Origin of the sequence: Pseudomonas sp. AL 58 (assembly GCF_036348395.1) — a bacterium.
GTDB lineage: Bacteria > Pseudomonadota > Gammaproteobacteria > Pseudomonadales > Pseudomonadaceae > Aquipseudomonas > Aquipseudomonas defluvii.
Genome location: NZ_JAZBQR010000025.1, coordinates 17,927 through 31,371 on the forward strand (window position 1 = coordinate 17,927; position 13,445 = coordinate 31,371).

13 protein-coding genes and 1 tRNA gene are annotated in these 13,445 nt (G+C 54.8%); 12 read left to right on the plus strand and 2 right to left on the minus strand.

What is annotated here, in order from left to right:
* The first annotated feature begins 39 nt into the window (after positions 1-39).
* From UIA24_RS20565 to UIA24_RS20595, 7 genes are all read left to right on the plus strand, one after another.
* Positions 40-1,971: a hypothetical protein gene (locus tag UIA24_RS20565; RefSeq protein WP_330523774.1), complete on the plus strand. Its 1,932-nt coding sequence runs from the start codon at positions 40-42 to the stop codon at positions 1,969-1,971.
* 101 nt (positions 1,972-2,072) lie between these two features.
* Positions 2,073-3,185: an acyltransferase family protein gene (locus UIA24_RS20570; RefSeq protein WP_330523775.1), complete on the plus strand. Its 1,113-nt coding sequence runs from the start codon at positions 2,073-2,075 to the stop codon at positions 3,183-3,185.
* 150 nt (positions 3,186-3,335) lie between these two features.
* Positions 3,336-3,830 (plus strand): glycoside hydrolase family 24 protein, encoded by a 495-nt coding sequence (locus UIA24_RS20575; RefSeq protein ID WP_330523776.1) that lies wholly within the window; start codon positions 3,336-3,338, stop codon positions 3,828-3,830.
* Positions 3,827-4,333, plus strand: a complete 507-nt coding sequence (locus UIA24_RS20580) for a DUF2514 family protein (protein ID WP_330523777.1) — start codon at positions 3,827-3,829, stop codon at positions 4,331-4,333. Before UIA24_RS20575 ends, UIA24_RS20580 begins: the two co-directional genes overlap by 4 nt.
* A 12-nt stretch (positions 4,334-4,345) precedes the next feature.
* Positions 4,346-4,585, plus strand: coding sequence for a hypothetical protein (locus tag UIA24_RS20585; RefSeq protein WP_330523778.1), 240 nt, complete (start codon positions 4,346-4,348; stop codon positions 4,583-4,585).
* Between the two features lie 17 nt (positions 4,586-4,602).
* Complete coding sequence (locus UIA24_RS20590) at positions 4,603-4,806, plus strand: hypothetical protein (RefSeq protein WP_330523779.1); 204 nt, start codon at positions 4,603-4,605, stop codon at positions 4,804-4,806.
* A gap of 279 nt (positions 4,807-5,085) precedes the next feature.
* A tRNA-Leu gene (locus UIA24_RS20595) sits at positions 5,086-5,189 on the plus strand.
* A gap of 160 nt (positions 5,190-5,349) precedes the next feature.
* Here the strand turns inward: UIA24_RS20595 and UIA24_RS20600 are convergent.
* Together UIA24_RS20600 and UIA24_RS20605 are read right to left on the minus strand one after the other, a co-directional pair.
* Positions 5,350-5,841 (minus strand): BCAM0308 family protein, encoded by a 492-nt coding sequence (locus tag UIA24_RS20600; protein WP_330523780.1) that lies wholly within the window; start codon positions 5,839-5,841, stop codon positions 5,350-5,352.
* 136 nt (positions 5,842-5,977) lie between these two features.
* On the minus strand, positions 5,978-6,520 hold the full coding sequence (locus UIA24_RS20605) for an Hsp20/alpha crystallin family protein (protein WP_065760262.1): 543 nt from the start codon (positions 6,518-6,520) through the stop codon (positions 5,978-5,980).
* A gap of 319 nt (positions 6,521-6,839) precedes the next feature.
* On the opposite strand from UIA24_RS20605, the gene UIA24_RS20610 reads away from it, so the two are divergent.
* The 5 genes from UIA24_RS20610 to lon all read left to right on the plus strand — a co-directional run bounded on the left by UIA24_RS20610 (position 6,840) and on the right by lon (position 13,378).
* On the plus strand, positions 6,840-7,145 hold the full coding sequence (locus UIA24_RS20610; protein ID WP_065761175.1) for a DUF6388 family protein: 306 nt from the start codon (positions 6,840-6,842) through the stop codon (positions 7,143-7,145).
* Positions 7,146-7,397: 252 nt separating this feature from the next.
* Complete coding sequence (tig, locus tag UIA24_RS20615) at positions 7,398-8,708, plus strand: trigger factor (protein WP_065761176.1); 1,311 nt, start codon at positions 7,398-7,400, stop codon at positions 8,706-8,708.
* A gap of 91 nt (positions 8,709-8,799) precedes the next feature.
* Positions 8,800-9,441, plus strand: coding sequence for an ATP-dependent Clp endopeptidase proteolytic subunit ClpP (gene clpP, locus UIA24_RS20620; RefSeq protein WP_065761177.1), 642 nt, complete (start codon positions 8,800-8,802; stop codon positions 9,439-9,441).
* A 105-nt stretch (positions 9,442-9,546) separates the two neighbouring features.
* Entirely contained in the window at positions 9,547-10,830 is a 1,284-nt protein-coding gene (gene clpX, locus UIA24_RS20625) for an ATP-dependent Clp protease ATP-binding subunit ClpX (protein ID WP_065761178.1), read from the plus strand.
* 151 nt (positions 10,831-10,981) lie between these two features.
* Positions 10,982-13,378 (plus strand): endopeptidase La, encoded by a 2,397-nt coding sequence (gene lon, locus UIA24_RS20630; RefSeq protein ID WP_065761179.1) that lies wholly within the window; start codon positions 10,982-10,984, stop codon positions 13,376-13,378.
* The last annotated feature ends 67 nt before the right edge of the window (positions 13,379-13,445 follow it).

A 13,445-nucleotide genomic window follows, 5' to 3' on the forward strand; every position in this document is an offset into this window, starting at 1 on the left:
CCCGCCGCTGAGCGGGTTTTTTATGCCCTGGAGAAACACATGGCCTACAACACCAACAACCCAGTTGGCTCTACCGATCCGCGTGACCTGTATGACAACGCCGGTAATCTGGACAAGTTCGTCAACGGTGATGCCCCGCTTTACCCTGATCGGCTTGGTCAGCAGCGCAAAAGCTGGAGTGGCATGGAGGCTGATTTCTCCAGCGCCCAAGAGGGACGTGAGGCGGCATTCGACCAGTTTCTTGAAGCGTCGGCCTTCATCTGGATTGGTGACTACGGCACTGGCCTGACCTTCACCAGCCGCAGCCAGTACACGGTGCGCGACGGTTATGCCTACCGTCTTGCCGAGTCGACCACGATTCCATACACCTCGACCGGGAACTGGGCGCTTGAGCAGACCAGGTTCTCCTTGGTGAATTCGGATGACATTCTGCGGCAAGACTTAGCTGAGCCAGGCGGCGCTGATCGTGTTGGCGCTATAGGGCCAACTGGATCAGCTACTACGGTGCAGCATGCTATAGAAAATATAAGCAATGAATACCCAGTTGCTGCCTATAGCCAAAATGCTGGTGCTCTGCAGACTGGCCCGATGATTGTCAATCTTCAGGGTAAAATCCGGAGCACTAACTCTCCCTCTGACGCCGCCTACAACTTCGGTGTACTTTCTGCCATCTTGGCAGGGCTGCCGAATGGCGCAGAGCTTCAAATGCCCGCTCGGGGTCTTTTTTTGTGCGACGGAGGCCTGATCGTAGACTCGATCGGGGTTTCTTTGCGTGGTAGCAACAGTGGCGGTGCTTATGATTCGGCTTGGTTGAAATTCAATGACGGTGCTGATGCTCTGACAGTCAAGAAAGCCGGATTCCACATGCACGGAGTGCTGCTCGTCGGCGCGTCAGACCCGACCACTGGCTTCGGGAGTGATGTAGCACACGACTGCCTGAACTTTGAGATGCCCGCCCTTAATTGCGATGCGGTGATTTCCAATTCTGGGCTGGCGTTTTTCCGCGATCTGGTGACTGTGAAAAATGCCACGGCACGCAATATTCGGATTAATGACTCAACTTTTTCAGGTAGTCGCCGGTGTTTTTCGTACACCCATCTTGGTAGTGTGGAGGCCCGCGATTTTGAGTTTTATGATAACCGGTACCATGGCATAGGCCGCGAGAGCCATGTAGACGCGGCGATCATCTATTGTGAGTCGGGGGCTAACGTGCGAGGTGTAACCATTTGCGGTGGATTGGCTGATTTCAGTGTTGAACTAATGCGCGGCTATGCATCAAATACTAATATTAAGAGCGTTGCTATGAAAGGCGCTCAGCGTGGTTATATCGCGCCGGATTCAACGGGGCATGCTCAAGGGTTTGATCGTCGCGGATTTATAATGGCGGACGGTAGCTATCAGATGGATGGTAATAGGGCTATACCGAGTTCGGCAGTATCTCTGAAGGGTACTGGTGGGTTTTATGCTATTGATGGGTTTGTGTCGTACGGTAGCTCGGGTCATGGGGTCGAAGTTGAATCTATCGATGCGTGCGTTTCTAACACGCTCATTCACAATGCAAGCCAGTTTGCTGATGCAATGTACTCGGGTTACTACATAGGCGGCAGCTCTGCTAGGGTTACATTTGCTGGATGTGTAGAGTACAAGCAGGGCGCGCAAACAGCACCTGCTAATAAAGCCAAATACGCAGTTGAGAATTTTGGTGCAGGTACACGCTTTTCCACGCAGGTTAACCAGTTTGGCCTGCTGGCAGCTTCATCTTATTTTATCCAAAGCGGCAAAGTTTCATTTGGGCCAGATCCACGCATTCAAGCAAGACGCACAGCATACGCAGATACTGTTCCCACCACCGGAACTTGGACAGCAGGTGATCGGGTTGTAAGAGAGACCCCGCTTGTCGGCTCTCCGAAAGCGTGGGTCTGTACAGCAGGAGGAACCCCGGGTACCTGGGTAAGCGAAGGGGTTTTGTAATGGCTGGTGAAAAAATCTTCTTCAATTTCTGATGAATGTTGACATTTCAATGTGGTTTAACAACAATGCCGCGATTGAAAGTAAAGTAAGGGGTGTAGGTTGTGCAGCGATCAAAGCTTGAATCACTAACATTTTTAAGGTTTATCGCTGCAGCAATTGTTGTAATTTTTCACTTTGGGAGAGGTACGGAAGTTCACAAGGCTTTGCCTGCTATATTTTCGTCTGGCCCCATTATGGTAACGTTCTTTTTCGTCTTGTCAGGGTTTGTGATTTCAATTTCACATGTTGGTCGCGATATGTCTTTGGGTGAGTTTTATTTTAATAGACTGGCTCGTATTGCTCCAATATATATCGTTGCTCTTGCGGTATTTGTTCTTGCTTATAATGGTCCGTACTTTACTACTGGTGTAATACTCTCTGCGGGATTTTTGCAGGCTTGGTTTCCACCATTCCCGCTTTCGGCCAATGCGCCGGGATGGTCAATATCAGTAGAGATATTTTTCTATGCGATAAGTCCGCTGTTGTTGATTGTGGCTAACGTTGGCGAAAAAAAATCGTATGCTAAATGGCTTTTCGCAGGGATTGTTTTCTGGATTGGTACGCAGTTTGTGTTGGCACAACTGAATAAATCTCCATTCTATGCGGGATATCCATCGGTGTCTCATGATCTCATTCATTACTTCCCGGTGTCTCATCTTTGTAGCTTTATTCTTGGTTTTGCAGGCGGCATAGCGTATAGAAATAATTTTCTAATTGGATTGTCTGGATGGAAGGCGCTTATACTATTTTTCATATCCCTGGCGATGGCGTCTTACATTGCAGAGAATGCAAGGTTTTTGAATGATGCATTTGGCGTAAAATTCGCGTTTGGTGGTAGCTTCTATGCTGCTATTTTTCTTCCTGTAATCTACTTCTGCGTATTGTCTGATAAGTTGCTTTCAAAGGTTCTTGCATTGCCGTTTTTGGTTTTGCTTGGTGAGGCGAGTTATTCGCTGTATATTCTTCAAAAGCCTGCTTACATATACTTTGATAGGGCGCTTGCTGGGGTCCAGTTTTCTGGGGCTGATACGAAGTTTTATTGTTTTTTTCTGTTTTTGATTGTTGTCTCGATTGTTTCGTATTTAGTTATTGAGAAGCCGGTTGTGATGCTGGCTAAAAAGGCCGTGAGGATGGTTTCTGAAAGGCGTTCGGAAATTTGCCCGTCAGCAGGATGATTAAACTTTTTGCGGCTTTTTAGTGTTGCTGTTGTCACCGCGTAAAATTTTTTAGTGGAGTTTGCACAGGCATCATAGCCTCTACATTTTCTGTAGCTCCCCTCCCCAATGCCCGCCCAGTCGCGGGCTTTTTTTCGCCTGGAGAAAACCATGGCCAAGATTTCTGACTCCCTGGCGGGCAGCAAGAACGCGCTCGCCTTCCTCGACATGCTGGCTTGGTCGGAGGGCACCTCGACCAGCAAGTACACCCGCAACGATGGCTATGACGTGATTGTCGGCGGCCTCAACAGCCCGAACACGTTCACCAGCTATGCCGACCATCCTGGCGTTCTGGTGACCGTGAACACGAAAGGGCTTAAGTCGACCGCTGCAGGGCGTTATCAGCAGCTCCAGCGCTACTGGCCGCACTACCGAGATTTACTCAAGCTCCCGGACTTCGGTCCCATCAGCCAAGACAAGCTGGCCTTGCAACTGATCAAGGAGCGTGGGGCGCTGGCGGACGTACATGCCGGCCGCATCGAGGCCGCGATTTCAAAGTGTCGGAATATCTGGGCCAGCTTGCCCGGCGCAGGCTACGGGCAGCATGAGCGCAAGCTGGACGACCTGATCGCCCACTACATTGCCGCTGGCGGGAGGCTGGCATGACCTGGTCGAGAGCACTTAGCGCGCTGGCAGTGCTGGCGCTGGTTGTCCTGGCCTTCTGGTCGACCTACCAGCATGGCCGCTCGACCATGGATGCCGAGTGGCAGGTGCGCTGGTCAGATCGGGATGCTGGCGACAAGCAGGCCTGGGCCTTGGCCGAAGCCGCCGAGCGTGAAAAAGAGCAGGCCCGCCAACAAGCAATCAACAAGGTGATCCAAGATGGACAGACGCTTATCGACCAAGCGAGCGCTGATGCTGCCGCTGCTCGCGCTACTGCTGCCAGCCTGCGGGACGAAGCAGATCGACTCGCCAGCAGTACCGCAAGTAAAGCCAGCAGCCATTCCTGCACTACCGCCGCAAGCCAAGCAGCAACCCGCGCCGTCATGGTGCTTGCCGACGTGTTCAAACGTGCTGACGAAAGAGCGGGAGACCTGGCGGAGTATGCTGATCAAAGCCGGAGCAGGGGAGTGACGTGTGAGAAGGCCTATACTGCCCTGATTGAATGATCGGATGCAGCTATGGACGATTTGGACGAGAAAATCAAAGCCGTTGAGCCGCTACTGCAACAGGCTCTGGTAGCGCTTCGCCGGTACCGGAAGGCACTAGGTTCGGCACCGCCAGAAGAGGTCGAGCGCCTTGGCCTTGAGGCTGTATCGCTGATGCAAACGGTGCAGGCGTACCAGCAGCGGGACTGGGAGCTTGGCTTTAAAGGACGTACGGTTGCCAGCCAAGTCTCCGACTACACTCAAGTCGATTAAATGAGAGGGGCACAGTCATGGACGACCTGGAAGAGAAGATGAAAGCCGGTGAGCCGTTATGGCTGCGGGTAGTGGATGCAATGCGCCGACACACCGAAGCCAAAGGCGTTCTCTCCCCGGAAGAGGTTGAGCGGCTTCGCCTTGAAGTCGAATCGCTAATGCAGGCCGTGATTCAGTATCAGCAGCGAGCACTGGGTGGATTAGGGAGTACGTTGCACTGAGGTGACAGTGTTCGGTCAGTAGGATGCCCAATCCATAGTGGGAACTCACAAATTCGAAAGAATAATTTCGCTTTATCCCCTGCGGGATGGCTGCTGCATAAAAACGAAGGCTTGCTTTCGTTTGGCGGCTCACATCCCTGAGGCTGAGCAGGCCTGATAAATCTCGGCTGGCGATGTGTTGGTTCGGCAGGACGCCGGAGAGGTAGCGTGAACAGATCGTGAATCACGCTGGTTATCAGCGTGTACTTCTGTTCATCTCTTGAGACAACGTGAACGGCTGCGGGCGGCTCAACGTGTTGATTTTACTGGCTTTGCCAGTGGCTATTATGATTTAGGTTCCAGCGGCGCAAGCTGTAAGAGTTCGAGTCTCTTCGTCCGCACCATCTAAGCGTTTGTTTTTAAAGGCGTTTTTCAAGATTTCCCTTCAAATGGGAGCGTTTTGGGAACACTTTGGGAATGAACAGGCGAAAAGGGCAGCCCATGTGGCTGCCCTTTGTCGTTTCTGACTGCTGATTTTTACTTCTGGGTTTGATCTGTGCCGAATCAGTCTCGATGCCAGTCCACGCTGAGGTAGAACTCGCTGTCGCTGTAACGATAACTGGTGTCTCCGTCATAAGCAGCTTCCAGGTCGTGGCCGATGCGATTGGCCAGGTGCAGGCCGGTCGTGGTAACCAGAACCTCATCGCCATCCTCTGTTACATCAATCAGTCGTTCCAAGGCGTGCTCGGCCTTTTCCCTCGCTTCTGTATTGCGGACAAGATGAACAAGTTCCTCGCGGTGCTTTTGCAGAAATGCTCCTGCCAGCCGCACTTGGCCCGCTACTGCGCGATCGGCGATACGCCTGCAGGCCGGGCAGACAAAATTTTCGACTGAAACGTGGGATGCGTCAGCATGCCATGACCACTGACCTGCATGGTATTTGGCACCACATTCTGGGCATTGCGCTGAGCCACTAGGTCGGTGCGCTTCCAGGTATGGATCTGTTTTGTCTGTTTTGAACAGCTTGTCTTTCTGGCTGTGCTGGTATTTGTCCATTGCTGCTCTCCGATGCGTACTGAGGTGCAGCGGTCGGTGACGCATCAAGAATCGAGGTGGTTGCCCTGTTAGGGTCTGTGGCATTTTCCCAGATGCCCCTTGTCGTGGGTGCGACAAGGGGCGGGGGGGCGCAGCATCAGCTGCTTTTAATGGGCACGACCTTTTCTGGCTTGATGGCTTCAGGCTTTTTCGGTAGCGATATGGTCAATATGCCTTTGCTGAAGCTGGCTTCGATTTTGTCGGCGTCGACCTCTTTGGGCAGGTTGAATACCCGTTCAAACGAGCCATAGTGGCGCTCGGAGAGGTAGTAGCCCTTTCTTTTCTCTTCCTTGTCTTCTTTCTTTTCGCCTTTGATGATCAGGCTGCCATTGGACAGTTTGACCTCGATGTTTTTTTCATCCATGCCGGGAAGTTCGGCCGTGATTTCGTAGCTTTTTTCTTTATCGGAAATGTCCACGGCGGGTACATTGCGGCTGATCAGTTCCCTGCGCCAGAAGGGTTCGGCGTCAAACAGGCCTCGGCCGAATGGGGTGGAAAGCGAGCCTCGGTTGAAATCCTCGAACAGGTGATCAACCTGCTGACGGAGTTTTTCGAAGGGGCGCCACATATCTGAGGTGGCCAAGTGCTGGCCGGGTTTTTCTTCTTGCTGGACCGGCATTTTTTTTACGGAGTTAGCCATTTTCATATCTCCTTTACAGTGATTTTCGACAGTTGTTGTCTTTGTTTGCGCGGTGATTTGCCCGGAATATGGGCGCGAGCCAGGCACTGGAGTTGGTGTGCGAGGGGCTGTCTTGATGCTCAGGTTTCAATTGAATCGCAAAAGGCCTGGCCGGGTTTGATCTGGATCAGATGAGCACTATCTGATCGTCGGCGTTGCAAAGACCCGTGGCGTCAAGGTATTCAGCGTGCGCACGGATGGTGACAATGGCCTGAAAGCTGATAGATTTCAGGCGGTTGAGGTAGTGGTCGAGCTGTCGGCTGCAGGAAGGAAGAGCTATATGATCGCAAAAGAGTTCCGCCAGGCGGTTGCCCTGGAGCGTTTCGCCGAGGCCAATCCGCAGTTGCTGGCTGAAATTGCCCAGCTTAGCGAGCATGATCAGGCGCAACAGATCCAGTGGGCGTTCGAAGATGAAGCCGAGACGCAGGGGCTCCAGCCCTGGGAACTGGCGCTGCAGCTGATTGCAGCATCTCCCGAGGAACTGCAGGCCATGCGCCTGGAAGTGCATCGTGAAGTGGCCGAGGCATTGGGCATGAGCTGGGAAGAGTACTGCGGGCTCAATGAGCTCGATGAAGCCGCGCCGTGATGAGCGTCGTGTAGTGTTTTGAAAAGATTTGCCAAGGGTGTGGGCAAAATCGAGCACTGTCTCGTAGTGCCCGGCGCGCCTTGGTTTGCGGGTGTCTGGCCATTTTGGCCGATACCCCTTCATATAAAAGGACCGGTGTGGTTTCCCGTCGTCTTGAACGGGGTGACTTCTGGTGTTTGAGCTACTAGAATGCTTGCCCTTGATTCTGGAGTCGGGTATCGCCGGCTAACGTCTGTGCAACGAGGAATATCCATGCAAGTTTCTGTTGAAAATACTTCCGCTCTCGAGCGCCGCATGACCATCGGCGTTCCGGCCGAGCGCATCGAGACCGAAGTCAACAAGCGTCTGCAACAGACTGCCCGTCGCGCCAAGGTCCCAGGCTTCCGTCCTGGCAAAGTGCCTATGAGCGTGATTCGTCAGCGTTACGAAGACGCAGCCCGTCAGGAAGCCCTGGGCGACCTGATCCAGGCCACGTTCTATGAAGCTGTGGTTGAGCAGAAGCTGAACCCTGCCGGCGCCCCTGCCGTCGAGCCAAAAGTGTTCGAAAAGGGCAAGGACCTGGAATACGTTGCCACCTTCGAAGTATTCCCTGAGTTCGCCGTTGCCGGTTTCGAGTCGATCGCCGTTGAGCGCCTGAGCGCCGAAGTGGCTGACGCCGACCTGGACAACATGCTGGAAGTACTGCGCAAGCAGAACGTCCGTTACGAAGTGGCAGAGCGTGCTGCTCAGAACGAAGACCAACTGAACATTGATTTCGTTGGCAAGATCGATGGCGAAGCCTTCGCCGGCGGTTCGGCCAAGGGCACTCAGCTGGTGCTGGGTTCCGGTCGCATGATCCCAGGCTTCGAAGAAGGTCTGGTCGGTGCCAAGGCCGGTGAAGAGCGCGTTCTGAACCTGACCTTCCCTGAGAACTACCAGAACCTGGACCTGGCCAACAAGGCTGCCGAGTTCACCGTTACCGTCAACAGCGTTTCCGAGCCCAAGCTGCCTGAGCTGACCGAAGAGTTCTTCGCCCAGTTCGGTATCAAGGAAGCCGGTGTCGATGGTTTCCGCGCCGAAGTTCGCAAGAACATGGAGCGTGAACTGCGTCAGGCGATCAAGACCAAGGTCAAGAATCAGGTAATGGACGGCCTGCTGGCTGCCAACCCGATCGAAGTACCAAAGGCCCTGCTGGAAAACGAAGTGAACCGCCTGCGCGTTCAAGCCGTTCAACAGTTCGGTGGCAACATCAAGCCAGAGCAACTGCCTGCTGAGCTGTTCGAAGAGCAAGCCAAGCGTCGCGTCGTGCTGGGCCTGATCGTCGCCGAAGTGGTCAAGCAGAACGAGCTGAAGCCGGACGAAGACCGCGTACGTGAGCTGATCCAGGAAATGGCTTCGGCCTACCAGGAGCCTGAGCAAGTCGTGGCGTGGTACTACAAGAACGACCAGCAACTGAACGAAGTCCGTTCGGTTGTGCTGGAAGAACAAGTTGTGGATACTGTTCTGCAGAAAGCGACTGTGACCGATAAATCGGTCTCTTACGAAGAAGCTGTCAAGCCGGCGCAAGCACCAACTGCCGACTGATTTCCTTCTCTCGTAGGAAAACACCATAAGCCAGCCTTCGTGCTGGCTTATGCGTATTCAAGACATGACTATTTGGGAGTGAGTGCAGGACATGTCCCGCAATTCTTATTATCAGCAGAGCTCTGACATCCAGGCCGCAGGCGGCCTGGTCCCGATGGTTATCGAGCAATCCGCTCGTGGCGAACGTGCCTACGATATTTATTCGCGCCTCTTGAAGGAGCGGATCATCTTCCTGGTTGGCCCGGTAGAGGACTACATGGCTAACCTGGTAGCGGCGCAGATGCTGTTCCTTGAAGCGGAAAACCCGGACAAGGATATCCATCTCTATATCAACTCGCCGGGTGGTTCGGTGACTGCGGGCATGTCGATCTACGACACCATGCAGTTCATCAAGCCAGACGTCTCCACCATCTGCATCGGCCAGGCCTGCAGCATGGGTGCGTTCCTGTTGGCCGGTGGTGCCAAGGGCAAGCGTCATTGCCTGCCGAACTCGCGGATGATGATTCACCAGCCGCTGGGTGGTTTCCAGGGTCAGGCGTCGGACATCGACATCCATGCCAAGGAAATTCTTTCGATCCGTTCGCGTCTGAACGAACTGCTGGCGTTCCACACCGGTCAGTCGATCGAAACCATCGAGCGTGACACCAACCGTGACAACTTCATGAGCGCTCAACGCGCTGCCGAGTACGGCCTGATCGACTCGGTGTTCGACAAGCGTCAAATGACTGCTTGATCGACTCAAAAGCAGGTGCTGGGCCCGCCCAGCCACCTGCGGACTTGAAAAAGCCCGCAATTGCCTTCATCTTGTGTTGCAAGCCTACCGGATTGGATCGATCGAATGACTGACACCCGTAACGGCGAGGACAACGGCAAATTGCTCTATTGCTCCTTCTGCGGCAAAAGCCAGCATGAAGTGCGCAAGTTGATTGCCGGCCCCTCGGTATTTATCTGCGACGAGTGCGTCGACCTGTGCAACGACATCATCCGTGAGGAGGTGCAGGAAGCCCAGGCCGAGAGCAGTGCGCATAAATTGCCTTCGCCGAAAGAAATCAGCGCCATCCTGGACCAGTACGTCATTGGTCAGGAGCGCGCGAAAAAGGTCTTGGCCGTAGCGGTGTACAACCACTACAAGCGCCTGAACCAACGCGACAAGAAAAACGACGACGTCGAACTTGGCAAGAGCAACATCCTGCTGATCGGCCCGACTGGTTCGGGCAAGACGCTGCTCGCTGAAACCTTGGCGCGCCTGCTGAATGTGCCGTTCACCATCGCCGATGCCACCACGCTGACTGAAGCGGGCTATGTCGGTGAGGATGTCGAGAACATCATTCAGAAGCTGTTGCAAAAGTGCGACTACGACGTCGAAAAAGCCCAGATGGGTATTGTCTACATCGACGAAATCGACAAGATTTCGCGTAAGTCGGACAACCCGTCGATTACCCGCGATGTGTCGGGTGAGGGCGTGCAGCAAGCGCTGCTCAAGCTGATCGAAGGCACGGTCGCTTCCGTTCCGCCGCAAGGTGGCCGCAAGCACCCGCAGCAGGAGTTCCTGCAGGTCGATACGCGCAACATCCTGTTTATCTGTGGCGGTGCGTTCTCTGGCCTGGAAAAAGTGATCCAGAGCCGTTCCACCCGCGGCGGCATCGGCTTCACTGCCGAAGTGCGCAGCAAGCAGGAAGGCAAGAAGGTTGGCGAGTCGCTGCGTGAAGTCGAGCCGGACGATCTGGTCAAGTTTGGCCTGATCCCTGAGTTCGTCGGTCGTTTGCCCGTGTTGGCAACCCTCGACGAGCTGGATGAGGCTGCTTTGATGCAGATCCTGACCGAGCCGAAGAACGCCCTGACCAAGCAGTACGCCAAGTTGTTCGAGATGGAAGGCGTGGACCTGGAGTTCCGCAACGACGCACTGCGTTCCGTTGCTCGCAAGGCACTGGAGCGCAAGACCGGCGCACGTGGCCTGCGTTCCATTCTCGAAGGCATCCTGCTCGACACCATGTACGAGATTCCTTCGCAGAAGGATGTCAGCAAGGTGGTGATCGACGAGAGTGTCATCGATGGTTCCTCGCAGCCGCTGTTGATCTATGAGAACAGCGAGCCGCAAGCCAAAGCTGCACCTGATGCCTGAGCCCTTCACCGGCTCGAATCAGCAAGGGGCCTTCGGGCCCCTTTGCTTTTCCTGTCGTAGAGCTTGTTTTTTTCCGGGGCTGCCCCCACATTAGGTTCAAGCTCAAATTCCATCGGTTTTACGGCCACAAGGCCGCTGTAGAGGCGAAATCATGAAGACAACCCTCGACTTGCCTCTTTTGCCATTGCGTGATGTTGTCGTCTATCCGCACATGGTTATCCCGCTGTTTGTGGGGCGCGAGAAGTCCATCGAGGCCCTCGAGGCCGCGATGACGGGCGAGAAGCAGATCCTCCTGCTGGCCCAGAAGAATCCAGCCGACGATGATCCAGGCGAAGACGCCCTGTATCGTGTGGGCACCATCGCTACCGTTCTGCAGCTGCTGAAACTGCCTGATGGCACCGTCAAGGTGCTGGTCGAGGGTGAGCAGCGTGGTGCTGTCGAGCGTTTCAACGAAGTTGACGGGCACATCCGTGCCGAAGTCGCACTGATCGATGAATCGGAAGCCGCTGACCGCGAATCCGAAGTGTTCGTGCGCACGCTGCTGTCGCAGTTCGAGCAATATGTCCAGCTGGGCAAGAAAGTCCCGGCTGAAGTCCTGTCGTCGCTGAACAGCATCGATGAGCCGGGTCGTCTGGTCGACACCATGGCTGCACACATGGCGCTGAAAATCGAGCAGAAACAGGAAATCCTCGAAATCATCGACCTGGGTGCCCGGGTTGAACATGTCCTGGCCTTGCTGGATGCCGAAATCGACCTGTTGCAGGTCGAGAAGCGCATCCGTGGCCGGGTCAAGAAGCAAATGGAGCGCAGCCAGCGCGAGTACTACCTGAATGAGCAGATGAAGGCCATTCAGAAAGAGCTGGGCGATAGCGAAGAAGGTCACAACGAAGTCGAAGAGCTGAAAAAACGCATCGACGAGGCGGGCCTGCCCAAGGATGCCTACGCCAAGGCGCAAGCCGAGCTGAACAAGCTCAAGCAGATGTCTCCGATGTCTGCTGAGGCGACCGTGGTGCGCTCCTACCTGGACTGGCTGGTTCAGGTACCGTGGAAAGCTCAGAGCAAGGTCCGCCTGGACCTGGCCAAGGCCGAAGAAATCCTCGATGCCGACCACTATGGCCTGGAAGAGGTCAAGGAGCGCATCCTTGAGTACCTCGCCGTACAGAAACGGGTCAAAAAGATCCGTGGTCCGGTGTTGTGCCTGGTGGGCCCGCCCGGTGTCGGTAAAACGTCCCTGGCGGAGTCGATCGCGGCTGCGACCAATCGCAAGTTCGTGCGCATGGCGCTGGGCGGCGTGCGTGACGAGGCCGAGATTCGTGGCCACCGGCGTACCTACATCGGCTCGATGCCGGGTCGCCTGATCCAGAAAATGACCAAGGTTGGTGTACGCAACCCACTGTTCCTGCTCGATGAAATCGACAAGATGGGCAGCGACATGCGTGGCGACCCGGCGTCGGCGCTGCTGGAAGTGCTGGATCCAGAGCAGAACCACAACTTCAACGATCACTACCTTGAGGTCGATTACGACCTGTCGGACGTGATGTTCCTCTGCACCTCGAACTCGATGAACATTCCACCAGCCCTGCTGGACCGTATGGAAGTCATCCGTTTGCCGGGGTACACCGAGGACGAAAAGATCAACATCGCTGTCAAGTACCTGGTGCCGAAGCAGATCAAGGCCAACGGCTTGAAGAAAGGCGAACTGGATATCGACACCACGGCGATTCGCGACATCATTCGCTACTACACCCGTGAAGCCGGTGTGCGTGGCCTTGAGCGTCAGATTGCCAAGGTTTGCCGCAAGGTGGTCAAGGAACACACCGGGCACAAGCAGGTGGCCGTCAAGGTGAGTGGCGATCAGCTCGAGCATTTCCTCGGCGTTCGCAAGTTCCGTTATGGTCTGGCTGAGCAGCAGGATCAGGTTGGCCAGGTTACGGGGCTGGCCTGGACTCAGGTGGGTGGCGAATTGCTGACCATCGAAGCGGCTGTGGTGCCAGGCAAGGGCCAGTTGATCAAGACCGGTTCGCTGGGCGATGTCATGGTCGAGTCGATCACCGCGGCGCAGACCGTCGTCCGTAGCCGGGCCCGCAGCCTGGGTATTCCTGCAGACTTCCACGAGAAGCGTGACACCCATATCCACATGCCGGAAGGGGCTACGCCGAAGGACGGTCCAAGTGCGGGTATTGGTATGTGCACCGCGCTCGTGTCGGCACTGACCCAGATTCCGGTGCGTGCCGATGTGGCAATGACCGGTGAAATTACCCTGCGTGGTCAGGTATTGGCGATTGGTGGTTTGAAGGAAAAACTACTGGCCGCACACCGTGGCGGAATCAAGACGGTGATCATTCCGGAAGAGAATGTGCGGGATCTGAAAGAAATTCCTGAGAATATTAAGCGGGATCTGCAGATTAAACCCGTGAAATGGATTGACGAAGTCCTCCAAATTGCGCTGCAATACGCCCCGGAGCCCTTGCCAGATGTGGCTCCCGAGATTGTCGCAAAGGATGAAAAGCGCGACGGTGATTCCAAGGAAAGAATCAGCACGCATTAATACGTATTTGGTTGGGGGGCTTGGTTGGCGGCAGTTAGAGCCTTTGTTATAGGGCGGCACTTAAATG